The following is a 21,546-nucleotide window of genomic DNA, read 5'->3' as shown; positions in this document are numbered from 1 at the left end:
GACGCCGACGCCCGTGGTCAGCGCAGTGCGGACGGAATCAGCGGCTCGTCGAGGAGGCGCCGGAACAGGTCCGCACGTTCGATGTCGTCGCCCGCGCGTCCGAGCCAGGAGTCGAGCAACCGGTAGCCCTCGACGTACGTCGACGTGTACGCGCGCCAGAGCGGCGAGGACAGGAACCTCAGCGACTGCCTGGCGCGCTCCGGCGACGTGAGGTTCCACGTCTGCAGGAACTCCGCAACCTCGTCGTGGGAGCGTCCGCGGTCGTGCAGCAGCAGTGCCGCGTCCTGACGCACCCCGAGCAGCCCCGCCGACGCCGTCGACAGTGCCTCGGCGCGCTGACCGTCGAAGCGGAGGCCGAGGTCGGCGTAGATCTCCTCCGCCCACTTCCCCCAGCCTTGCCCCACGATCGCGCCGAGTGCATGGTCCGCGAGACCCTCTGCCATAAGGCACTGCGGGGTGTTGACCAGGAAGATCGTGTGCTCGACCTCGCCCGCGTCGACGAGGCCCGCCTCCTTGCGGCAGTGCTCGGTGTGATGACCCGGGTACGACTCGTGCGCGATCAGGTGCGGCAGGTGCGCCATGTGCTGCTTGAGGTCCGAGTTGATGGCGACCTTCGACCGGTAGTCGCCGAGGTAGTAGTTGAAACCCGACCACGGCTTGTCGCCGACCACTTCGTACTCGACGCGCTCGGTCTCGGGCAGCGGGTAGCGGGCGCGCACCAGGTCGCGGAGCGCCGACGAGAACGCCTCGACGCACTCAGCCAGTCGCTCGGGCGGAATCTCGTCGGCCGCGCGGTGCGCCTGCAACCGTTCCGCCAGCGGCCTGCTGCCGTCCCCGGCGAGCACCTCGTCCATCGCGCGATGCGCCGCACGGTAGTCGTCGACGGACCCCGGCTCGATCCGGACGTCGAAGTAGGCGTGCACCTCGTCGACGAAGCCGATCTCCTCGCCCGCGAACTTGCGTGCCGAGCATTCGAGGGCGCGCAGGTGCACATCCAGGAACTCGGCGCGATCCGCCGCGATCTCGACGTTGGACAGTTCGGACCGCAACTCCGCGGCACGACGGGCCAGCTGACGCGGCTCGGGCGGCGGCGCGTTCTCCACCTGCCGACGCAATTCGGGGTCGCCGGTGAAGGCGTCGACGAACCCGTCCTCGATTCGGTCGAAACCGAGCCCGAGCAGCAGATACTCGCGAACGAAGGTGGTGGCGTCCATACCTGTGCACCCTAGTGGCCGGACCCGACGCAGCATCGGACTGTGTGGGCGAGCACAATCCACCTATGCAGATCGAGGCGATGCAGATCGAGGCCGGGGCGCGCGAATGGCGAGGGTGAGCGAAAGCAGCCCGTACGTCGAGTTCGACCGGAAGCAGTGGAGGACACTGCGCAAGGCGACGCCGCTCGTGCTCACGGAGGAAGAACTCCAGGGCATGCGGGGCCTCGGCGAGCAGATCGACCTCGACGAGGTCGCAGAGGTGTACCTGCCGCTGTCGCGACTGATCCACCTCCAGGTCGCCGCACGGCAGCGCCTGTTCGCCGCGACCGCGACCTTCCTCGGGGAGAAGCACCCGGATCGTCAGGTGCCGTTCGTGATCGGTGTCGCAGGTTCCGTCGCCGTCGGCAAGTCCACGACGGCGCGCGTCCTCCAGGCGCTGCTCGCGCGGTGGGAACACCACCCTCGTGTCGACCTGGTGACGACCGACGGCTTCCTGTACTCGACGGCGGAGTTGACGCGCCGCGGCATCATGCACCGCAAGGGCTTTCCGGAAAGCTACGACCGCCGCAAGCTGCTCCGCTTCGTCACCGAGGTGAAGTCCGGCGCCGAAGAGGTTGCGGCACCGGTCTATTCACACCGGTCCTACGATGTCATCCCCGGCCAGTACCACCTGATCCGACAGCCCGACATCCTGATCCTCGAAGGCCTCAACGTCCTGCAGACGGGGCCGCGGCTCATGGTCTCCGACCTGTTCGACTTCTCGATCTACGTCGACGCGAAGGTCGAGGACATCGAGCGCTGGTACATCAAACGCTTCCTGGCACTGCGCAAGACGTCGTTCGCGGACCCGCAGGCCCACTTCCACCACTACTCGAACCTCTCGGACGAGCACGCCACGATCGCCGCCGAGGACATCTGGAATTCGATCAACCGCCCCAACCTGGTGGAGAACATCCTGCCGACTCGTCCGCGCGCAACCCTGGTGCTGCGCAAGGACGCCGACCACTCCATCAACCGGCTGCGGCTGCGCAAGCTCTGAGGCGGCTCCGCCGCAGGTGCGCGAGTGCGGTGGTCCCGGCCGCCTGACTCACGCACCGAGCGGGTCGGCGCCTACGTGCCGAAACGGCGGTGCCGTGCCGCGTAGTCCCGCAGGGCACGGAGGAAATCGACCCGCCGGAACTCCGGCCAGTACGCCTCGGTGAACCAGATCTCCGAGTACGCGCTCTGCCACAGCAGGAACCCGGACAACCGCTGCTCGCCGGACGTGCGGATCACCAGATCCGGATCGGGTTGCCCGGACGTGTAGAGATGCCCGTCGATCGCCTCGACGGTGATCGCGTCGACCAGCTCGGGACCGTCGACGCCTTCGGCCTGCTTCTGCCGCACCAACGAGCGGACCGCGTCGGCGATCTCCTGGCGCCCGCCGTACCCGACCGCGACGTTGACGTGCGTGCCGGTGCGGCCCGCCGTGCGGTCGGCGGCTTCGCGCAGTCGGCGGGCGGAGTCCTCGGGCAGGAGATCGAGGGTGCCGACGATCTTCACGGACCAATTCTGATCAGGTCCGGAGATCTCCTCGACAACGTCGGTGATGATCTCGATGAGGGTGTCGAGTTCCTCGGGGTCGCGGCGCAGGTTCTCGGTGGAGAGCAGATAGATCGTCGCCATCTCGATGCCGGTCTCGTCACACCAGGTCAGCAGTTCGGCGATCTTGAGCGCACCCATCCGGTGACCGTGCGCGACGTCGGTGAACCCGTTCTCCCGCGCCCAGCGGCGGTTGCCGTCGCACATGACGGCGACGTGCCGGGGTCGCTGCATACCGTCGAGCTGCCCGGTGAGGCGCCGCTCGTAGAGGCTGTACAGCAGGTCGGAGGGCTTCACCTGGACATCACCACGGGAGGTCACATTACGCCCGGCCCTTGCCTCCGCGTCGCGCACCGGTGTTCTCGTGAGGAGCGCGACATTCGACGGCACCGTCGGCCGACTCCGTGCGGGGTACAGTGGCCGGGATTCATAACCTACGGTTCCGTAGGTTATGGGCTTCAAGCGCTGGGAGATGACCCCATGACCGTCCTGGACCAACCACTCGCCCCGGTGAAACCCCGCCTGCGTGGCTGGATCCACGCGTGGGCGTTCGCGGTGGCCGTCGTGGCGGGCGTTGTACTCGTCGCGGCCGCGTTCACCGTGTCCACCCGCGCCGGTGTCGCGACCGCCGTCTACGCCACCACCGTGTGCGGCGTGTTCGGGGTCAGCGCCGCCTATCACCGCATCCACTGGCCGACGACCCGGTCGCGCACGTGGATGAAGCGCGCCGATCACTCGATGATCTTCCTGTTCATCGCGGGGAGCTACACCCCCTTCGCGACGTTGGCACTCCCGGCGGGCACCGGCGGAACACTCCTGGCGGTGGTGTGGTCCGGGGCCCTCGCCGGAGTCGCGTTGAAGATGTTGTGGCCCACCGCTCCCCGATGGGTCGGGGTTCCCCTGTACCTCCTACTCGGATGGGCGATCGTGCCCGTCGCGGGCGACCTGGTCGAGCAGGTCGGCTGGCTCCCCCTGATCCTGTTGGCGGTCGGCGGGGTGCTCTACAGCCTCGGCGCGGTCCTCTACGCCACGAAATGGCCGAATCCGTGGCCCGACACCTTCGGGCACCACGAGTTCTTCCACGCAGGCACGGTCGTGGCCGCACTCTGTCACTACATCGCGGTGTGGCTGGTGCTGTTCGCCTGACGGCGCCGATCGACGCGGTCGACGAGCGCCGTGAGATGGTCACGAAGTTCGTCCGCCGATGCGGGAACCACCTCGACGACGTCGCGGGTGCGGACGATCAGGTAGCGGCCGTCCTCGACGTCGATCCACTGGAACACGCCACCGTCGTCGGTCGGGCGCCAGTCGACCGCGGGCCCGGGATGGACGCCGACCTCTCCGATGCCGTCGCGGCGTCGCGACAGGAATCCCCGCACGTCGTCGGAGGTGCCGCGCTCGGAGACGGGCCGCATCACCGTGTTCCCGGTGTCCGGTTGGGCGACCAGCCGACGGCCCGCGCCGCGCGCGGCCGCCGGCACTGCCGAAGCGGCCGTGGCAGCGACCCGGGTTCGCGGCACCACCGCGATCCGCACGTCGCCGCCGCTTTCTGTGTCGGGCCCGGACATCTGGGTGACGACAGCGGCGGCGGCACCCCGAATGCCTGCGTGCACGCGGGTCATCGACGTCGGTCCTGCGCCCGCGAAACCGCACACCTCGACTCGGAGATCCGGTTCCAGCAGGATGGACAGCGCCGCCTGCAACTCCCCGTCGAGTTGCCGAACAACTATGTGCGTTGCTTCCTGCCGCTGTCGCTGATCCTCGTCGACGGTCTCCGCCGCACTGCGGTAGGCCATCGGATACGGCAGTCGATCACGTCCACAGAGGCGCCACAGGACATCGAATTCCAGTGCCGTGAAACGCCAACACGCGACACCCGCAACAGTCCCCCGCACCACATGCCCCCGCCCCCCGACAACAGTCCGCTCACCCTTCTCAGACGCAACCGAGTCCCGATCGGTTCCCGCCTGTGTACAACGGATCGAATCCTGCAACCGACACCCTCACAGCAGCGACGATGCACCCGTCACACCTGCAGAAATCACCTACAGTGAGCTGTATGGACGATCCAGTGGCAGACGCCCTCGGCCAGCTTGCCGCCGAACGCGAGGGTGTGGTCCTGCAGATCCTGGAACTCGAAGGCAATCTCGACCGGGCAAAGCGTCGGGTCGCGGAGATCGACGACGAAACTGCGTCACTGGAGCGCGTCCGCGACGAGTTGAATCGTCGCCATCCCGAACCTCCTGGGTAAGGAGCGACGCCACACCGAAGACGGCCGAAAGCCGATCCCGCGGCGCCGGCGCACTACCGGGCGAGCGCCTCGACCAGCGCGTCGACATCGGTGACAGGCCGGTCGCACACGACCCCGCGGCACACGTACGCCGCGGACTCACCGTCGACCAGCGGCCGATCCGCAAGCAGCGGAACCGAATCGGGCGTTCCGCCGACGACGACCACACCGCCGGGCGCATGCCTGCGCGCCGCGTCGAGCAGATCCGACGCGCCGTCCGTCGCGACAGCCACCTGGATCGGGCCACGAACAGCGGCCTCGGCGACCGCGAGCCAGTGCCCCGCGGAGCGTGGAACACGCTGGAGCAGAACAGTTCCCCGGTCGATCGTCGCGGAGGCCGCGGCGCCGTAGCGCCCTGCCGTGTCGGGTGCGGACAGCACCGATGCAAGTAGCAGTGCCTCCGCCATCGACGACGCGCCGGACGGGGTCGCCCCGTCGACGGGGTCGCGGGGTCGGGCGATCAGCGCCTCCGCGTCGTCCGCGGTGTCGAACCAGGATCCCGGCTCGGCGTCGTCCGAGAAGTGGTCGAGCGCCACGTCGAGAATCTGCTGTGCATTCGCCAGCCACTCGGCGCCACCGGTCACCTGGTGCAGGGTGAGCAGTCCTGTCGCGAGCGCGGCGTGGTCGTCGAGAACGGCCGCCGCATCGCCGACGACCGACCCGAGCGATGCACGCCGGAGCCGCCCGTCCACCAGGTGCTCGTCCAGCAGCGAGCGAGCGCACTGCTGTGCCGCGTCGAGCCACTGCGTGCGCCCCAGTCCCGCACCGGCTTCGGCGAGCGCAGTGATCGCCAACCCGTTCCACGCGGTGACGACCTTGTCGTCTCGGGCGGGCTGCGGTCGCCTCGAGCGTGCGTCGAGCAGGGTTCGGCGCACCGATTCCCAGCGCGCGGCGTCGTCGGGATCGGCGGGCAGTTGCAGCACCGACGTCCCTGCTTCGAACGTTCCGACGGAACTGACCGCCAGCAGGCCGGCAGCCCACACCCCGTCCTCGAAGCCGAGCACCTCGATCAGCTGATCCGGGGTCCATGCGTACGTCAATCCCTCGACGCCGTCGGTGTCAGCATCGAGCGCGGACGCGAAACAGCCTGTCTCGGTGCGCAGATCACGCAGCATGAACTCGGCTGTCTGCTCGGTGACACGCAAGGCCAGGTCCGAGCCTGTGCGACGGGCCAGGTGTGCGTAGAAGCGCAGCAGCTGGGCGTTGTCGTAGAGCATCTTCTCGAAATGGGGCACGACCCAGTCGGCATCGACCGAGTAGCGGGCGAAGCCTCCACCCAGCTGGTCGAACAGCCCGCCGCGCGCCATCGCCTCCGCGGTCCGGGTCACGGACTCGAGGACCATCGCCGAGCCGGTCCGCTCGTGACTGCGGAGCATCCCCTCCAGTAGCGCGGACGGCGGGAACTTCGGCGCCCCACCGAACCCGCCTCGCTCGACGTCCTCGTCGGCACGGATCGAGGCCACCGCCGCGTCAAGGAGCGCGCCGTCGAGCGCCACGGCTCCCGCAGGAAGGGCACCGCCCGCGCGCCGCAGCTCCGCCGTGATCGACTTCGACGCCTCGAGCACGTCATCGCGGCGCGTCCGCCAGGTGTCGTCGATCGCCTCGAGCAGCTGCGTGAAGGACGGCATTCCGCCCCGCGGCGCAGGCGGAAAGTACGTGCCGCAGTAGAACGGTTCTCCGTCCGGGGTGAGGAAGCAGGTCATCGGCCACCCGCCCTGCCCCGTCATCGCAACCGTCGCGTTCATGTAGATCGCGTCCAGGTCGGGGCGTTCCTCACGGTCCACCTTGATGCACACGAAGTGCTCGTTCATCACGGCGGCGGTCGCCTCGTCCTCGAACGACTCGTGCGCCATCACGTGGCACCAGTGGCAGGCCGCGTAGCCGATGGACAACAGCACTGGCACGTCGCGTTCGCGCGCCCACTCCAATGCCTCGGTGCCCCACTGCTGCCAGTGCACGGGGTTGTCCGCGTGCTGACGCAGGTACGGACTGGTCGCGTCACCGAGGGTGTTGCGGGACAGCGCGCCCACGACTAACTCGACGTCTGTGTCGGCGGAGTGGACGGCTTCGCCGCAGACGTGTCGGACTCGTCCTGCGTCAGCGCCCCACCTCGGTCGGTGCCCTCGTCTGCTGCCTGATCGGCCTCGGGATGCTCGGGCTCGAAGGTGTCCGGCAGCTTCCGCAACTGCTTGTTCATCGACCGGATCAGGAACACGGTCCCGATCAGCAGAACGACGATGATCAGCAACCCGACCGGGGATGCCTTGCCGAACTCGGGTCCCGTCGGTGTGCCCTGGGTCTGCGCCAGCCACCCGACTGCCGCGCCTGCCAGATTCACTTCTCCTCCTCCTGATGTCCCGCGCCGACACCGACGTGATCGATCCCGGCGAACAGGTCCGTCTCGGGGATCGCGGTGGTCACACGGGTCTTGGCCAACTCGAACTCCTCGGTCGGCCAGATCTTCTGCTGAATGTCACGAGGGACCGCGAAGAACGACCCGTTGGGGTCGATCTGCGTCGCGTGCGCGCGCAGGGCGTCGTCCCGCTGCGCGAAATGGTCGCCACAGGTGATCTGTGTGGTGACGCGGGCCATGAGGTCGCCCTGCTCCGTCTTCCACTTCTTAAGCCAGTCCGCCATCGGGAATTCCTCGCCGCGACGGTCGTACTCCTCCTGGAACAGCTGCAGACGCTTCCGGATGAACCCGTGCGAGTAGTACAGCTTGAGCACCTCCCACGGCTCCCCCGCGTCGGGGAACCGATCGGGGTCGGCGGCAGCCTCGAACGCTTCCACCGACACCTCGTGGCAGCGAATGTGGTCGGGATGCGGGTAGCCGCCGTTCTCGTCGTAGGTCGTCATCACGTGCGGACGGAACTCACGGACCACCCGAACCAGCGCCTCGGCGGACTCCTCGAGCGGAACCAGCGCGAAGCATCCCTCCGGCAGCGGCGGCTTGGGGTCGCCCTCCGGCAGTCCGGAGTCGACGAACCCGAGCCACGTCTGCTGGACGCCGAGGATGCGGGCGGCCTCCGCCATCTCCTCCTTGCGGACCTCGCTGATGCGGTCACGGATGCCCGGCACGTCCATCGCCGGGTTGAGGATGTCGCCGCGCTCACCGCCGGTGAGGGTGACCACCAGCACCTCGTTGCCCTCCGCCGAGTAGCGGGCCATCGTCGCCGCGCCCTTGCTGGACTCGTCGTCGGGATGGGCGTGCACGGCCATGAGACGCAATCCGCTCACAGTCTTCCTTCACCTCAGCTTCGCTGGAACCTACGTGTGACTGTCGTCCACCCTGCCGCACCGACCGGGCGGGGGGCGTCCGTGTCCTTCCCCTATAGTTCCACCCGACACCTCCAGCGTCACCGTGACCCTGCTCGGATCACCGCCAGGAGGGCGCCCAGCCGGGCACCACGAGCTCGCCCGGACCGTTGCACGAGAGTCGAGCGAATGACCGAGACGATCCCCTCCGACCGCTACCCGATGCCGCAGGGCAGTGTCCGCGGGTCCCGGATCACCGCAATCGTCCTCACGATCGGCGTCATCCTCCTCGGCCTGGCCGTCGCATGGCTCGCGTACAACAAGTTCGAGGCGAAGGACATCAAGTCCGAGGTGCTGCAGTACTCCATCGTCGACGACTCGACGATCGCGCTGAGCTTCACCGTCACCCGCGAAGAGCCGTCGGAAGCTGCCGTGTGCATCGTGCGATCCAGGTCACGGGACGGCTCCGAAACCGGTCGACGTGAGGTCGTCGTGCAACCGTCCGAACACGGAACCGTCCAGATCGACACCCAGATCACGACCACGCAACCGCCGGCCATCGCCGACATCTACGGCTGCGGCTCCACGATCCCGGCGTACCTCACCGTCGACTGACATTTCGGCGCGCCACGCCACGGCCGCGACCTGGACCTTCACGGGAAAATCCCAGCTCGTGCTAGACTCGCCCGATACACGGTTCCGCGTTGGGGCCGTGTATTGCTGCATTTGCATCTGGACGCGTGTGAGTACGCGCACCCGGACGCAAGCGGCCCGCTGCACACACGCGGCCGGGCGCGCGCTCACCGAACGGTGAGCCGACCGGGGGATTCGCCATCCGGGGGACAACGCGCGTGGCCGCAGCCGACCACCGGAATCGGTGGTCCGTCCAGGGGACCGTGAGGGTTCCGACTACGAGGAGTGATCGAGCATGACCGAGACCCAGGTGACCTGGCTGACCCAGGAGTCACACGACCGGCTCAAGAGCGAACTCGACCAGCTCATTGCCAACCGTCCGGTCATCGCGGCCGAAATCAACGAGCGCCGCGAAGAGGGTGACCTCAAGGAGAACGGCGGTTACCACGCCGCCCGCGAGGAGCAGGGCCAGCAGGAGTCGCGCATCCGCCAGCTGCAGGAGCTGCTGAACAGCGCCAAGGTCGGCGAGGCCCCCACGCAGTCCGGCGTCGCCCTGCCCGGCTCGGTCGTCAAGGTGTACTACGACGGTGACGAATCCGACACCGAGACGTTCCTCATCGCCACCCGCGAAGAGGGCGCCCGCGGCAACAAGCTCGAGGTCTACTCGCCCAGCTCCCCGCTCGGCGGCGCACTCCTCGACGCCAAGGTCGGCGAGACCCGCGAGTACTTCCTGCCCAACGGCAAGACCATGAAGGTCACCCTGATCAGCGCAGAGCCGTACCACGCCTGATCCCCGCATACGCGACGAAACCCCGGTCCGGCACTCGGACCGGGGTTTCGCGTATCCGGGCGGACCACACGATTGCCGGTCGGTGGGGCAGCCGCCCCCTGCCTGGCTGCCCCATCGACCTCGGTGAGCCGCGCACACCCGACCCCCCGAGCGTGTGCACTTCGACCCACATCAAGTCAGACGCGACGAACGCCGCGAAGGTTCCCACCAATTTCGGGGAAATTACTCGCCACCGACGACCCTCCCGCTGAGCACGTCGATCACGTCCTCGGGCTCGACCTCGTCAGCTGCGAGGACGGCGAGCACGGCCTCACGCCGGTCTGCGGCGACCGGTTCGTACCCGCCGAGGATCTGCGTCCGCTCCCCGGCGGGGACGACGCGGGCACAGACGAGCGACCCGACCTCGAGCGCCTCGTCGACGGCGACGTCGGCCGTCTCGTTCGTCACGAGGTCGCGCAGGGTGGCCGTGCCGTCCGCTGATGCGAGAACCTCGTGAAGCGAGCGCCGGACCTCGAGCCAGCGTCCCGCGAGTTCGAGTTCGTCCGCAGGCAGCAGCGCCCCGCGACGCAGGACGAACAGCCCGAACAGTCCCCCCTCGAACAGCCCGACGTCGAGCACCAGCGGCTCCGCGAACGCCCGCGCCACGGACTCCTCGTCGTCCGCGTCCTCCGCTCGCAGGTCGGCGAGCGCCAGCACCAGATCGAACAGCGTCGTCGACTGCGCGAACAGCGCGGCCTTCTCGTACAGCCAGTGCGCGCGGTCGTCGAGGGTGGTGTCGGACTTTCCGAGGTGACACACCTTGTACTTGCGGCCCGACCCGCACCAGCACTTGTCGTTGCGTCCGAGCCCGGGGTGCTCCTGCGGCGCGAACCGCTGCAGCACCGCGTAGAGGTGTTCCTCCTCGCCTCCCTCGATGCGGCCGAGCAGTGACAGTGCGCGGGTGGCGTCACCGCGGTCGGACGCGAACCCGGCGAGTTCGAGCAGCGCGGGCGTCCACTCCTCGTCCAGGGCGACGGCCTCTTCCAGGTGCCGTTCGGCTTCGCGCACATCGCCCAGCAGGTCCGCCGCCATACCGGCGAGCCAGTGTCCGGATGCCCGCGACCGGCGCGGCCCCTTCTCCGCGACCGCCAGCGCCGACAGGTACACAGCGGGCAGGTGGTCGTCGTCGAAACCGCTGACCACGTCCAGCGCGGCCGCGGAAGCCGACGGATCCTCCAGACCTCCAAAGGATTCCGGGTCGGACATGACCCTCTCGCGCGTCGCGACGAGATCCATGTCGCCCTCGCGGACGGCACCGACGAGGTCGACGAACGAGATCACCGCATCGACCTCGTCGGGATGCAGCTCCGCCTGCCGCGCCACCAGCGCGATGTGCCGAGCGAGATGGTGCGCGGCCACATCGAACCCGCTGGCTGCGATGTAGTCGCCCTCGCACACGTAGCCCGCGGACGAGATCAGTTCGCCGAGCGGAACCGTCGGCGTCGTGCACAGCTCGGGGTCGTCGGCGAGGAGCTGCCAACTGACGGTCTCGGAGTTGTCCGCGTTGTCCTCGCCGACAGTCCGCCCGAGAGCCTCGGTCAGATCGGCCGACACGAGGTCACCGTCGACACGTTCGACCTCCACGTCGCCGCCGCGTACCCGGACACCGACCATGTCACCGACCGAATATCCTTGCAGCGCAGCAGCTCCGAACAGCAGTCCGGCGCCGTCCGGGAAGTCCTCGTACTCGAGCCCCAACTCTTCGAGGGCATCGGCGTCGTACTGGTCGAACAGCACCCGATCGTCGTCGGCGGCCATCGCGAGCAACACCACCGGCAGCAGATCCGGTTCCGCATACAGCAGCCCGGACCGAAGCTCCGCCTCGGACAGTCGGTGCGTGAACACCCGACCCTCGAGCAGGGCGTCCAGCGCGACGGTGCGGCCGTCGACGAGCCGTCCGAGCACGGGTTCGTCGAGCAGGTCCACGAACGGAAGCATCTCGTCGACCGAACCGTTGCCCGCATCGACGAGCAGTTCCGCCCAGTCCTCGGAGGTCAGAGGTCCGTGCGCGCGCAACACGTCCAACGCGGCGTCGACGAGCGGGTTCCGGGATTCAGGCTGCGAAGTCACCTCGTGATCGTAGGCGCCCCGCAGCGTCGATCACCGCCTCGACGCCAGGAAGTCACGCACCAACGCAGCGGGGACGCGTCCCCGATCGGACACCTCGATCCCCCGCTCGCCCGCCTGGCTGCGCACCTGCGCTGGAGACCTAGACGATCCGGCGGGCCTTCATGCCGTCGAAGACCGGCCCGACACGAACGACGTCGCCGGTCTGCGGTGCGTGCACCATCTGACCGTTGCCGATGTAGATGGCGACGTGGCCGGGACCGCCGGACTGCCAGTTACCGAACAGCAGATCTCCGGGGCGAGCATCCGCCATGGCGATCTCGGTACCGATGTTCCATTGCGTCTCGGATGTCCGCGGGAGCACGAGAGTGTCACCGGTCGCGGCGTACATCGCGTACGAGGTGAGACCGGAGCAGTCGAACCCGCCGCCGGACGGCCCGTTGATGTTGCCGCCACCCCACACGTACGGCAGTCCCAGGAAGCCGAGTGCGGCCTCGACGACCTTGCTGCCGATGCTGCCGTCCGTCCCGGACAGCGGCGCGAGGATCGCCGCGAACACCGGCTCGGAGTCGCGGATCTTCTTCACGTACGGCTTCGTCTGGTGCTCGTAGTCGTAGGCGCCGTTCGGCATCCCGCCCGCGCGCCGGACCGCATCGACTCCGGCGTTGTAGCCGGCGATCGTCAGGTCGAGGGTGTCTCCGGTGACGACGCCCTGCTTCTTCCACTCGTCGATCTGCCCGTACATGCTGCACAGCAGGTTGCCGGAGGCCATCACCGGGTCGGCGACGCCGAGGACGTCGACCTTGCCGTCGCCGTCCGCGTCCTTGCCCCACTTCTCCCAGGTCCCGGGCATGAACTGCCCCGGCCCCTTCGCACCGGTACGCGACACGGGTGCGGTCGGACCGTAGCGGAAGCCGTTCTCGGCGTTGTACAGGGCCGCGAGGACGGGAGCCTTGATGCCGTCGCAGATCGCGCCCGCCTTGTTGAACCAGGGCACGAACACGGCGATCGACCCGATCGGCGCGATGTTGCCGCCCGGGAACGCCGCGTCGAGCGAGGTGACGGCCCGGGACAGATCGCCACCGAATGGGACATCGGCGACGTCATCGGCCCGGTCGTACACCTGAGGGGGCGTGACGGGCACCGGCTCCGGTTCCGGGGCCGGTGCCGGCGCGGGCGGAGGAGGCGCGGGGAGGTACGGGTCGACGGCGTCGACGGCGGCCTTCGAGGCGTCCGCAACGGCCTGCTGGGCCTGGCCCTGCATCTGTTCGGGCAGCAGGCCGATCACGTCGTTCACCTGCTGGCTCACCGCGGGTGACGTTGCTTCGAACGATTGGATTGCTTGTGTTGCTTGCTCTTTGACCGGTGCGGGCAGATCGGACCCCTGTACCAATCCACCCAGTGCCGTGGCAACGGCAACGATGACCGCTGTTGGGTCAACCGCCATGCGCATCCTCCTACGTCGACCGCGATGCGTCTGACGCCCGCCGCCCCCTGTGTGACTCGCATCACCGTATGACGGTTAACGCCAAAGTGCTCGCCTTTCAGCGAACTCTTAGACAGCCTTCAGGTTGCGCGCAACTCGCGGTACCGCTAAGGCACCGTAGGCACGGTCGGGAAGAAGTCGAGACGCGACGCGCCGCCCGCGCACCGTTTCAGCCAATGAACCGACACGCGGACGACGTAGGGGAACTAGCCCAGCGCCTGCTCGATGTCGGCAAGCAGATCCGCCGCATCCTCGATACCGACGGACAGCCGCACCAGGTTCTCGGGAACCTCGAGTTCCGATCCCGCGGTCGACGCATGGGTCATCGCGCCCGGATGCTCGATCAGCGACTCCACGCCACCCAGCGACTCCGCGAGCGTGAAGATCTTCGTGCGCGAGCAGAAGTCGAGCGCGGCCTGCTTGCCCCCATTGAGGCGCACCGACACCATGCCGCCGAACCGGCGCATCTGCCTCGACGCGACCGCGTGACCGGGATGCGAAGCGAGACCCGGGTAGATCACCTTCTCGACCGCGGCATGACCGGTCAACAGGTCGACGATCTTCTCGGCATTGTCGCTGTGCCGCTCCATCCGCAGCGCAAGCGTCTTGATGCCGCGCATCGTCAGGTACGCGTCGAACGGCCCGGGCACCGCGCCTGCGCCGTTCTGCAGGAACGCGAACTTGGTGTCGAGTTCCTCGTCGCTGGTCACCAGCGCGCCACCGACCACGTCGGAGTGCCCACCCAGGTACTTCGTCGTCGAATGCAGTGCGATGTCGGCGCCGAGCGCCAGCGGCTGCTGCAGATACGGCGACGCGAACGTGTTGTCCACGACGATCTTCGCGCCCGCATCGTGCGCGACCGCGGACAGCGCCTCGATGTCACCGATGTTCAGCAGCGGGTTCGTCGGCGTCTCCACCCACACCAGCTTGGTGGTCGGGCGGATCGCTGCGCGAACGGCGTCGACGTCGCCCATCGGCGCGGGCGTGTGCTCGACACCCCACTCCGAGAACACCTTGTCGATGAGCCGGAAGGTGCCGCCGTACGCGTCGTTCGGGATGACGAGGTGGTCGCCGGGGCGCAGTACGGACCGCAGCAGGCAGTCGGTTGCCGCCATACCGGACGAGAAGGCACGCCCGAAAGTGCCGCCCTCGATCGCGGCGAGATTGGCCTCGAGGGGACGCCGGGTGGGGTTGCCGGTGCGGGCGTACTCGAAGCCGTTGCGCATGCCTCCGACGCCGTCCTGCGCGAACGTGGAACTGGCGTAGATCGGCACGTTGACCGCGCCGGTCTGCGGATCCGGTTCGTAGCCCGCATGGATGGCCCTGGTGGAAAAGCCGCTGAAGATGCCCTGGTCAGTCATACCGGTCAGCGTAGCGACCGGCTCGCGACCTCATCGGGTCAGTGCGCGACAGCCGAACCGACGGCCTCCAGCACCTCGACGAGCTTCTCCTGAGACAGGCCTGCGGCGTCACCCGCGCTGGCGCTCACCATCAGTCCCGGCATCACCAGTGCCAGATGCCCGATGCCGAGCGGGTCGGAAATGTACCCACCGAGACCCGTTGCCACCGCCGACTCGATCATCTCGCCCGGCTTCGTGTCGGCGAGGTTCTCGCGCTGCCGGGCGATCGCCTCGGCGGACAGCGGCAGCTCGCCGATCAACACCGCGACGTGATCGTCGGAGAACTCTCCACCCTTCAGGAAGAAGCAGGTCGCCTGATCACCGGTCGCCGCGGTCTGCGTCGACCGATCGAGGGTGTAGCCCCGGACGACACCGGTGACAGCCGAGTCGATGGCATCACACGTCGGAACCGTCGCGGATCCGCTTCGGTCAGCCGCCTGACTCGGCCGCGCCGCGGAGCTCGTCGCGCTCGGCTTCGGGTACCCGCTCGACTTCGGGGAGGCGCTCGGGCGGGGGGACGCAGTCTCCCCGTCCTGCGCCACCGCCGTGCCCGTCACCGTCGACGCGCACGCCGACGCCGTGACTACCGCCGCTGCCAGACATGCGGCAGCCCCCGCTGCTCTCCCCCACTGCATGGCGGCCAGGGTACGACAACGGAATCCGCCGCGCGCATCAGCCTCCGGCGCTGAGGAACCCGAGCAGATCCTGACGAGTGATGACCCCGACGGGCTTGCCGTCGTCGACGACCATCAGCGCGTCGGTGTCGCCGAGCGCCTTCGTCGCGGCGCTGACCGGTTCGCCGGAACCGATGAGCGGGAATGCCGCACTCATGTGCTTGGACACCGGGTCGGCGAGCTGCGCGCGGCCCTCGAACACCGCGGAGAGGAGCTCGCGTTCGGTGACGCTGCCCGCGACCTCACCCGCCATGACCGGCGGCTCGGCGCCGACGACGGGCATCTGGGAGACGCCGTACTCGCGCAGGATCTCGATGGCGTCGCGCAGCGTCTCCGTCGGGTGCGTGTGCACCAGGTCGGGGAGCTCGCCCGACTTGCCCCGCAGCACGTCCCCGACGGTCGGCTCGGCGGCCTTGCTGCCGTCGAGGGGGGTGCGCAGGAAGCCGTACGACGCCATCCACTTGTCGTTGAAGATCTTCGACAGGTAGCCGCGACCACCGTCGGGGAGCAACACCACGACCACCGCGTCCGGGTCGCGCTCCGCGACCCGGAGAGCCGCGACCACGGCCATGCCGCAGGAGCCGCCGACCAGCAGCCCCTCCTCGCGGGCGAGGCGTCGCGTCATGTCGAACGAGTCGGCGTCGGAGACGGCGATGATCTCGTCCGGGATGGCCGGGTCGTAGGCGCTGGGCCAGAAGTCCTCGCCCACACCCTCGACGAGGTAGGGGCGGCCGGTGCCGCCGGAGTACACCGATCCCTCGGGGTCGGCGCCGATGACCTTCACCTTTCCGCCCGAGACCTCCTTGAGGTAGCGGCCGGTGCCGGTGATCGTGCCGCCGGTACCGACGCCTGCGACGAAATGCGTGACCTTGCCTTCGGTGTCACGCCAGATCTCGGGGCCGGTCGTCTCGTAGTGGCTGTCCGGGCCGCCGGGGTTGGAGTACTGGTCAGGCTTCCAGGCGCCCGGGATCTCGTTCACCAAGCGGTCGGAGACGTTGTAGTAGCTGTCCGGGTGTTCCGGCGCGACGGCGGTCGGGCAGACGACGACCTCGGCGCCGTAGGCCTTCAGGACGTTGCGCTTGTCCTCGCTGACCTTGTCCGGGCATACGAACACACACTTGTACCCGCGCTGCTGGGCGACGAGCGCGAGACCGATACCGGTGTTGCCGGACGTCGGTTCGACGATCGTGCCGCCGGGCTTCAGCTGACCGGACGCCTCGGCCGCATCGACCATCTTGACGGCGATGCGGTCCTTCGAGCTGCCACCCGGGTTCAGGTACTCGATCTTCGCCGCAACCAGGCCGGAGCCTGGTGCAACCACCGAGTTCAGCTTCACCAGGGGCGTGTTTCCGATGAGGTCGACGACGTGATCCGCGATGCGCATACCCCCATCGTCCCAGAGCCCACGTCGTCGGCAACACCTGGTTCCGATGGCCCGGCGACGGGTACGGATTCCGACTAGATTCGTCGGTGTCAGCTGCCACCTCGACCGGAGGGCGAGCGATGGGTACCACCAGGTGGCGAACGGCCGCGAAGGCCGGTGCGGCTGCGGCCGTCGCGGGGTCGTCCGCAGGTACGGCGTACTGGGTTGCCTACACCTATCTGATGGGGCAGGCGGGTGCCGCACGCGGAGTGATCGGCCGCAACGTCGCCAAACCGCCGGAGGCGGACGGCGTCCACGTCGCGGGCACCGACGCGCCCGTTCCGTGGCGTCGCGGAGTCCCGTTCGACCTGCACCTGATGATCTTCGGCGACTCCACGGCCGCGGGCGTCGGCTGCGCCTCCGCGGACGAGGTGCCCGGCGTTCGGCTCGCACGCGGACTGGCAGAGGAGACCGGGAAGCGAATCAGGCTCAGCACCAAGGCAATCGGCGGCGCCACGTCGAAAGGGCTGGAGGGCCAGGTCGACGCGATGTTCGTGGCGGGTCCGCCGCCCGATGCGGCGGTGATCCTGATCGGCGCCAACGACGTCACCGCGAAGAACGGGATCTACCCGTCGGCACGGCGGCTCGGTGCCGCAGTCGCCCGGCTCCGCACCGCGGGCGCCGTCGTGGTCGTCGGGACGTGCCCCGACCTGGGTGTGGTGACGGCGATCCCCCAACCCCTGCGGACCGTGGTCCGCGAATGGGGGCATCTGCTCGCCCGTGCCCAGACCTCGGCCGTGCTGTCGTCGGGCGGGCACCCGGTCCCCCTTGCCGATCTGCTCGCCCCCGAATTCCTCGCCGCCCCGGACACGATGTTCTCCCCCGACCAGTTCCACCCGTCGGCGGCCGGGTACGAGCTGGCGGCCCGGCAACTGCTGCCTGTACTCGCGGCTGCTCTCGGCGAGTGGGACGGTGGCCCACTCCCGACACTTCCCACCGTGTCGGCGGTGGCCGAGTCCAGTCGCCTCACGTCGCGGATCAGCAGCGCCACAGCGCTGTTCCGTCGCAATCGGGACGGCGAACCGGCCGCCCACGACACCCCCGCGGGACGTACCGCGGAGAAGATGGCACCGCTGCGCCCAGGTGGATGAGCGACCGCATGCCGAGACCTGCGGCATCCCCACGTAACGTCACACCGGACCCCCGCTGTCACCTCTCACACACAGACAGCTCACAGAACGAAGGAGTACTCATGCCCGAGGCAGTCATCGTCTCCGCCGTGCGCTCGCCGATCGGCCGCGCAGGCAAGGGATCGCTCAAGGACATTCGCCCCGACGACCTGGCCGCCCAGATGGTCGCCGCAGCGCTCGCGAAGATCCCCGAGCTGGATCCCACCGAGATCGACGACCTGATGATGGGCTGTGGCCAGCCCGGCGGCCAGTCCGGCTACAACGTCGCCAAGGTCGTCGCGACCACCCTCGGCTACGACTTCCTGCCCGGCGTCACCGTCAACCGCTACTGCTCCTCCTCGCTGCAGACCACCCGGATGGCCATGCACGCCATCCGCGCGGGCGAGGGCGACGTGTTCATCTCCGCTGGCGTCGAGTCCGTCTCGTCCTTCGCCACCGGCACCGCCGACGGCTGGCCGAACACCAAGAACGCCCTGTACGCCGACGCGCAGGCCCGCACCGAGCTGGCCGCACAGGGTGGCGTCGCGTGGCAGGACCCCCGTGAGGACGGCCTGACCCCCGACATCTACATCTCGATGGGCCAGACCGCGGAGAACGTCGCCTCGCTGACCGGCATCAGCCGCGAGGACCAGGACCGCTGGGGCGTCCGGAGCCAGAACCGCGCGGAGGAGGCCATCAACCGCGGCTTCTTCGCCAACGAGATCACCCCGGTGACCCTCGCCGACGGCACCGTCGTGTCCACCGACGACGGCCCGCGCGCCGGCACCAGCTACGACAAGATCAGCCAGCTCAAGCCGGTCTTCCGTCCCGACGGCACCGTCACCGCCGGCAACGCCTGCCCGCTCAACGACGGCGCGGCCGCGCTCGTCATCATGAGCGACACCAAGGCGAAGGCCCTCGGCCTGACCCCGCTGGCGCGCGTCGTCGCCACCGCCGCGAGCGGCCTGTCTCCCGAGATCATGGGCCTGGGCCCGATCGAGGCCGTCAAGAAGGCCCTCGGCTACGCGAAGATGACCACCTCGGACATCGACCTGTACGAGATCAACGAGGCGTTCGCGGTGCAGGTGCTCGGCTCCGCCCGCGCGCTCGACCTCGACGAAGACAAGATCAACGTCTCCGGCGGCGCGATCGCCCTGGGTCACCCGTTCGGCATGACCGGCGCCCGCATCACCAACACGCTGATCAACAACCTGCGCGAGCAGGACAAGACCTTCGGCGTCGAGACGATGTGCGTCGGCGGCGGCCAGGGCATGGCGATGGTGCTGGAGCGTTTGAGCTGACCCAGCGCCTCAGCTGATCGTCTCCGCCGAACGGGCGGTTACCGGGCAGGCCACTCGGCCGATGCTCAGGTAACCGCCCGTTCGGCGATCATGCGCCCGATCGGCAGCGCCGATGTCGCGGCAGGCGAGGGCGCGTTGACGACGTGCACCATCCGATCCGTCGAGCGGATCAGGAAGTCGTGCACGAAGGTGCCGTCGCGGAGCACCGCCTGCGCGCGAATACCGGCGTGCCGGTCCTGCAGGTCGTCGAGTTCGAGTGACGGACAGTACTTCCGGCATTCGTCGAGGTAGCCGCGTTTGAAGATGGCGTTCCGCATCTCCCGCACCCCGGTGCGGACGTTGGCGGCGGCCACCCTGCGCAGCCCCGGGAACCGCAGCATCTCCGCGACGTCCCTGCGATCGAAGCCGAACGGCTCGTACTTCTCCCGCGCGAACCCGAGGACCGCGTTCGGCCCGACGGTGATGTCACCACCGACGGTCGGGCTCAGGTGGACGCCGAGGAACGGCAGGTCGGGGTCGGGGATCGGGTAGATCAGGTGCCGCACGATCGAGGACTTCTCCGGTCGCAGCCGGTAGTACTCGCCGCGGAACGGCATGATCTGGAAGTCGACGGGCAGGCCGGCGAGCCGCGCGATCCGGTCGGCCTGCAGTCCCGCACAGGCGATCAGGGTGCGCGCCCGGACCGTGGTGTCGGGCGTCGCGACGGTGACACAGTCGTCGCGCTCGTCGACGTCGACGACCTCCGAGCCGGTCCGCACCTCCGCGCCCACGTCCGTGATGTCCTGCGCGAGGGCCCGGCACACGAGCCGGTAGTCGACGATCCCGGTGTCCTTGACGAGCAGTGCGCCGACGCCGGACACGAGCGGTTCGCGGTCGCGGAGTTCGGCGGCACCCAGGCGTTCGTGGCGAATGCCGTTGATCCGGGCGCGATCGGTGAGCTTCTCCATCCGCGCGAGTTCGACGTCGTCGGTCGCGACGAGAAGCTTTCCGGTGACCCGATACTCGATCCCGTGCTCGTCGGCGAACCGCTTCGTCGCGGCGGCGCCCTGCTTGCAGAGGTCCGCTTTGAGGCTGCCAGGCTCGTAGTAGATGCCGGCGTGGATGACGCCGCTGTTGTGCCCGGTCTGATGCGCGGCGACGTCGGCTTCCTTCTCCAGCACGATCACCGTCGCACCCGGCTGCCGGTCGAGGATCGCCCGCGCCGTCGCCAGTCCGACGATGCCTGCACCGATCACGCAATAGTCGTAGACCACGGCACGATGATGCCGCACCGAATGCCGAACGGGCGGTTACCGGAGCATCGCCCGAGAGCGCTGCACGGTAACCGCCCGTTCGGCGGAGTACTGCTAGTCGTTGTTGAAGTAGCTCAGCAGTCGCAGGATCTCGACGTAGAGCCAGACCAGGGTGACGGTGAGGCCGAGGGCGACGCCCCACGCGGCCTTCTCCGGCGCCTGGGCGCGGATCAACTGGTCGGCGGCGTCGAAGTCCAGCAGGAAGCTGAACGCCGCGATACCGATGCAGACGAGGCTGAAGATGATCGCGAGTCCGCCACCGTCGCGGAGGCCGAGGCCGCCGTCGATGAAGAAGCTTGCGATCAGGTTGCCCAGCGAGAGCACGACGACACCGATGAGGGCGCCGATGATCATCCGGGTCAGGCGCGGGGTGACGCGGATCGCTCCGGTCTTGTAGACGACGAGCATGCCGAAGAACACGCCGAACGTGCCGAGGACGGCCTGCACGATCAGGGTCTCGGCGCTGACGCCCTGGATGTCGAACGTCATCAGGAACGACAGCGCACCGAGGAACACACCCTCCGCTGCCGCGTAGGCGAGCACGATCGCCGGGTTGTCCATCTTGTTGCCGAAGCTGGCGATCATCACGAGGACGAAGCCGATGAGTCCGCCTGCGATGACGAACGGTGCGGCGAGGTCGACGTTGTTGTTGACCAGGATGTAGGAGACGATCGCCGTGACCGACAGGATGCCGAGCGTGATACCGGTCTTGGTGACGACGTCGTCGATCGTCATGGCCCGCGGTGCGGGTCCAGTGGTGTAGGGCTCGGCCTGCGTGTACTGCGGCTGACCGAATTGCTGGGTCATCTGCCCGGCGCCTGCCGCGGCAGAACCGAACGAGGCGTATCCGCCCTCCTGCTTGGGGAGGTTGCGGAACACCGGGTTGCTGGTGGTGCGCACCGTGCGTGTCCCTTCTTTCGTGGCCTGTGGCCGGTCGAGCCGACGGCCCGACTGGTGGGTTTCCCCGCCTTCTTGTACTTCCAACGAACGCC

Annotated in this window: 21 protein-coding genes; 7 read left to right on the top strand and 14 right to left on the bottom strand. The window is 68.6% G+C overall.

Annotated features, from left to right (window positions below; genetic code table 11):
- Positions 1-17 precede the first annotated feature (17 nt).
- Positions 18-1,214: a DUF885 domain-containing protein gene (locus FFS72_RS10180; RefSeq protein ID WP_137873829.1), complete on the bottom strand. Its 1,197-nt coding sequence runs from the start codon at positions 1,212-1,214 to the stop codon at positions 18-20.
- Between the two features lie 106 nt (positions 1,215-1,320).
- Between FFS72_RS10180 and coaA the strand changes: the two genes are divergently transcribed.
- Complete coding sequence (gene coaA, locus FFS72_RS10175; RefSeq protein ID WP_050062972.1) at positions 1,321-2,253, top strand: type I pantothenate kinase; 933 nt, start codon at positions 1,321-1,323, stop codon at positions 2,251-2,253.
- 71 nt (positions 2,254-2,324) lie between these two features.
- Here coaA and FFS72_RS10170 read toward each other — a convergent pair whose 3' ends face one another.
- Complete coding sequence (locus tag FFS72_RS10170; protein WP_137873828.1) at positions 2,325-3,092, bottom strand: isoprenyl transferase; 768 nt, start codon at positions 3,090-3,092, stop codon at positions 2,325-2,327.
- 183 nt (positions 3,093-3,275) lie between these two features.
- Between FFS72_RS10170 and trhA the strand changes: the two genes are divergently transcribed.
- Positions 3,276-3,941, top strand: coding sequence for a PAQR family membrane homeostasis protein TrhA (trhA, locus tag FFS72_RS10165; protein ID WP_050062970.1), 666 nt, complete (start codon positions 3,276-3,278; stop codon positions 3,939-3,941).
- Here the strand turns inward: trhA and FFS72_RS10160 are convergent.
- Positions 3,908-4,690, bottom strand: a complete 783-nt coding sequence (locus FFS72_RS10160; RefSeq protein ID WP_171018624.1) for an ESX secretion-associated protein EspG — start codon at positions 4,688-4,690, stop codon at positions 3,908-3,910. The two genes, trhA and FFS72_RS10160, sit on opposite strands and share 34 nt — an antisense overlap.
- 164 nt (positions 4,691-4,854) lie before the next feature.
- On the opposite strand from FFS72_RS10160, the gene FFS72_RS10155 reads away from it, so the two are divergent.
- Positions 4,855-5,046, top strand: a complete 192-nt coding sequence (locus FFS72_RS10155) for a hypothetical protein (RefSeq protein ID WP_137873826.1) — start codon at positions 4,855-4,857, stop codon at positions 5,044-5,046.
- Positions 5,047-5,099: 53 nt separating this feature from the next.
- Here the strand turns inward: FFS72_RS10155 and FFS72_RS10150 are convergent, their stop codons facing one another.
- Genes FFS72_RS10150 through mca form a run of 3 tightly spaced genes read right to left on the bottom strand, consistent with a single transcriptional unit; the run spans position 5,100 to position 8,322 of the window.
- Positions 5,100-7,115, bottom strand: a complete 2,016-nt coding sequence (locus FFS72_RS10150) for a thioredoxin domain-containing protein (protein ID WP_137873825.1) — start codon at positions 7,113-7,115, stop codon at positions 5,100-5,102.
- Positions 7,116-7,117: 2 nt separating this feature from the next.
- Positions 7,118-7,423: a hypothetical protein gene (locus FFS72_RS10145; protein WP_050062966.1), complete on the bottom strand. Its 306-nt coding sequence runs from the start codon at positions 7,421-7,423 to the stop codon at positions 7,118-7,120.
- Complete coding sequence (gene mca / locus FFS72_RS10140; RefSeq protein WP_137873824.1) at positions 7,420-8,322, bottom strand: mycothiol conjugate amidase Mca; 903 nt, start codon at positions 8,320-8,322, stop codon at positions 7,420-7,422. Before mca ends, FFS72_RS10145 begins: the two co-directional genes overlap by 4 nt.
- 207 nt (positions 8,323-8,529) lie before the next feature.
- Between mca and FFS72_RS10135 the strand changes: the two genes are divergently transcribed.
- Together FFS72_RS10135 and greA are read left to right on the top strand one after the other, a co-directional pair.
- Positions 8,530-8,955, top strand: coding sequence for a DUF4307 domain-containing protein (locus FFS72_RS10135; protein WP_137873823.1), 426 nt, complete (start codon positions 8,530-8,532; stop codon positions 8,953-8,955).
- Between the two features lie 313 nt (positions 8,956-9,268).
- The gene (gene greA, locus FFS72_RS10130) at positions 9,269-9,763 is read left to right on the top strand and encodes a transcription elongation factor GreA (protein WP_050062963.1); all 495 of its coding nucleotides are present in this window, start codon (positions 9,269-9,271) and stop codon (positions 9,761-9,763) included.
- Between the two features lie 222 nt (positions 9,764-9,985).
- Here greA and FFS72_RS10125 read toward each other — a convergent pair whose 3' ends face one another.
- The 6 genes from FFS72_RS10125 to FFS72_RS10100 form a co-directional block, all read right to left on the bottom strand.
- The gene (locus FFS72_RS10125; RefSeq protein ID WP_137873822.1) at positions 9,986-11,872 is read right to left on the bottom strand and encodes an SEC-C domain-containing protein; all 1,887 of its coding nucleotides are present in this window, start codon (positions 11,870-11,872) and stop codon (positions 9,986-9,988) included.
- A 30-nt stretch (positions 11,873-11,902) separates the two neighbouring features.
- Positions 11,903-11,998: an Lsr2 family DNA-binding protein gene (locus FFS72_RS27110; protein ID WP_137873821.1), complete on the bottom strand. Its 96-nt coding sequence runs from the start codon at positions 11,996-11,998 to the stop codon at positions 11,903-11,905.
- A gap of 13 nt (positions 11,999-12,011) precedes the next feature.
- Entirely contained in the window at positions 12,012-13,316 is a 1,305-nt protein-coding gene (locus tag FFS72_RS10115) for a C40 family peptidase (RefSeq protein ID WP_137873820.1), read from the bottom strand.
- 245 nt (positions 13,317-13,561) lie between these two features.
- Positions 13,562-14,716 carry a cystathionine gamma-synthase gene (locus FFS72_RS10110; protein WP_137873819.1) on the bottom strand — a complete coding sequence of 385 codons (1,155 nt, stop codon included), beginning with the start codon at positions 14,714-14,716 and terminating at the stop codon, positions 13,562-13,564.
- A 38-nt stretch (positions 14,717-14,754) separates the two neighbouring features.
- Positions 14,755-15,390 carry a hypothetical protein gene (locus FFS72_RS10105; protein WP_137873818.1) on the bottom strand — a complete coding sequence of 212 codons (636 nt, stop codon included), beginning with the start codon at positions 15,388-15,390 and terminating at the stop codon, positions 14,755-14,757.
- A gap of 37 nt (positions 15,391-15,427) precedes the next feature.
- Entirely contained in the window at positions 15,428-16,813 is a 1,386-nt protein-coding gene (locus FFS72_RS10100; RefSeq protein WP_137873817.1) for a cystathionine beta-synthase, read from the bottom strand.
- Between the two features lie 119 nt (positions 16,814-16,932).
- On the opposite strand from FFS72_RS10100, the gene FFS72_RS10095 reads away from it, so the two are divergent.
- The gene (locus FFS72_RS10095; RefSeq protein ID WP_137873816.1) at positions 16,933-17,943 is read left to right on the top strand and encodes an SGNH/GDSL hydrolase family protein; all 1,011 of its coding nucleotides are present in this window, start codon (positions 16,933-16,935) and stop codon (positions 17,941-17,943) included.
- A 101-nt stretch (positions 17,944-18,044) separates the two neighbouring features.
- Entirely contained in the window at positions 18,045-19,262 is a 1,218-nt protein-coding gene (locus FFS72_RS10090; protein WP_137873815.1) for an acetyl-CoA C-acetyltransferase, read from the top strand.
- A gap of 65 nt (positions 19,263-19,327) precedes the next feature.
- On the opposite strand, the gene lhgD is transcribed toward FFS72_RS10090, so the two are convergent.
- Complete coding sequence (gene lhgD / locus FFS72_RS10085) at positions 19,328-20,515, bottom strand: L-2-hydroxyglutarate dehydrogenase (protein ID WP_137873814.1); 1,188 nt, start codon at positions 20,513-20,515, stop codon at positions 19,328-19,330.
- Between the two features lie 93 nt (positions 20,516-20,608).
- Entirely contained in the window at positions 20,609-21,454 is an 846-nt protein-coding gene (locus tag FFS72_RS10080) for a Bax inhibitor-1/YccA family protein (RefSeq protein ID WP_137873813.1), read from the bottom strand.
- Positions 21,455-21,546: the final 92 nt, after the last annotated feature.

Origin of the sequence: Rhodococcus sp. Q, assembly GCF_005503035.1 — a bacterium.
Lineage (GTDB): Bacteria > Actinomycetota > Actinomycetes > Mycobacteriales > Mycobacteriaceae > Rhodococcus_G.
Note: the sequence above shows the minus strand (reverse complement) of the source record. Positions and strands in the feature narration are given on the sequence as shown.

Bases quoted from the DNA above. Each gene is read 5' to 3' on its own strand.
- FFS72_RS10180 (WP_137873829.1), bottom strand. From the start codon at position 1,214: ATGGACGCCACCACCTTCGTTCGCGAGTATCTGCTGCTCGGGCTCGGT.
- coaA (WP_050062972.1), top strand. From the start codon at position 1,321: ATGGCGAGGGTGAGCGAAAGCAGCCCGTACGTCGAGTTCGACCGGAAG.
- trhA (WP_050062970.1), top strand. From the start codon at position 3,276: ATGACCGTCCTGGACCAACCACTCGCCCCGGTGAAACCCCGCCTGCGT.
- FFS72_RS10155 (WP_137873826.1), top strand. From the start codon at position 4,855: ATGGACGATCCAGTGGCAGACGCCCTCGGCCAGCTTGCCGCCGAACGC.
- FFS72_RS10135 (WP_137873823.1), top strand. From the start codon at position 8,530: ATGACCGAGACGATCCCCTCCGACCGCTACCCGATGCCGCAGGGCAGT.
- greA (WP_050062963.1), top strand. From the start codon at position 9,269: ATGACCGAGACCCAGGTGACCTGGCTGACCCAGGAGTCACACGACCGG.
- FFS72_RS10115 (WP_137873820.1), bottom strand. From the start codon at position 13,316: ATGGCGGTTGACCCAACAGCGGTCATCGTTGCCGTTGCCACGGCACTG.
- FFS72_RS10110 (WP_137873819.1), bottom strand. From the start codon at position 14,716: ATGACTGACCAGGGCATCTTCAGCGGCTTTTCCACCAGGGCCATCCAT.
- FFS72_RS10105 (WP_137873818.1), bottom strand. From the start codon at position 15,390: ATGCAGTGGGGGAGAGCAGCGGGGGCTGCCGCATGTCTGGCAGCGGCG.
- FFS72_RS10100 (WP_137873817.1), bottom strand. From the start codon at position 16,813: ATGCGCATCGCGGATCACGTCGTCGACCTCATCGGAAACACGCCCCTG.
- FFS72_RS10095 (WP_137873816.1), top strand. From the start codon at position 16,933: ATGGGTACCACCAGGTGGCGAACGGCCGCGAAGGCCGGTGCGGCTGCG.
- FFS72_RS10090 (WP_137873815.1), top strand. From the start codon at position 18,045: ATGCCCGAGGCAGTCATCGTCTCCGCCGTGCGCTCGCCGATCGGCCGC.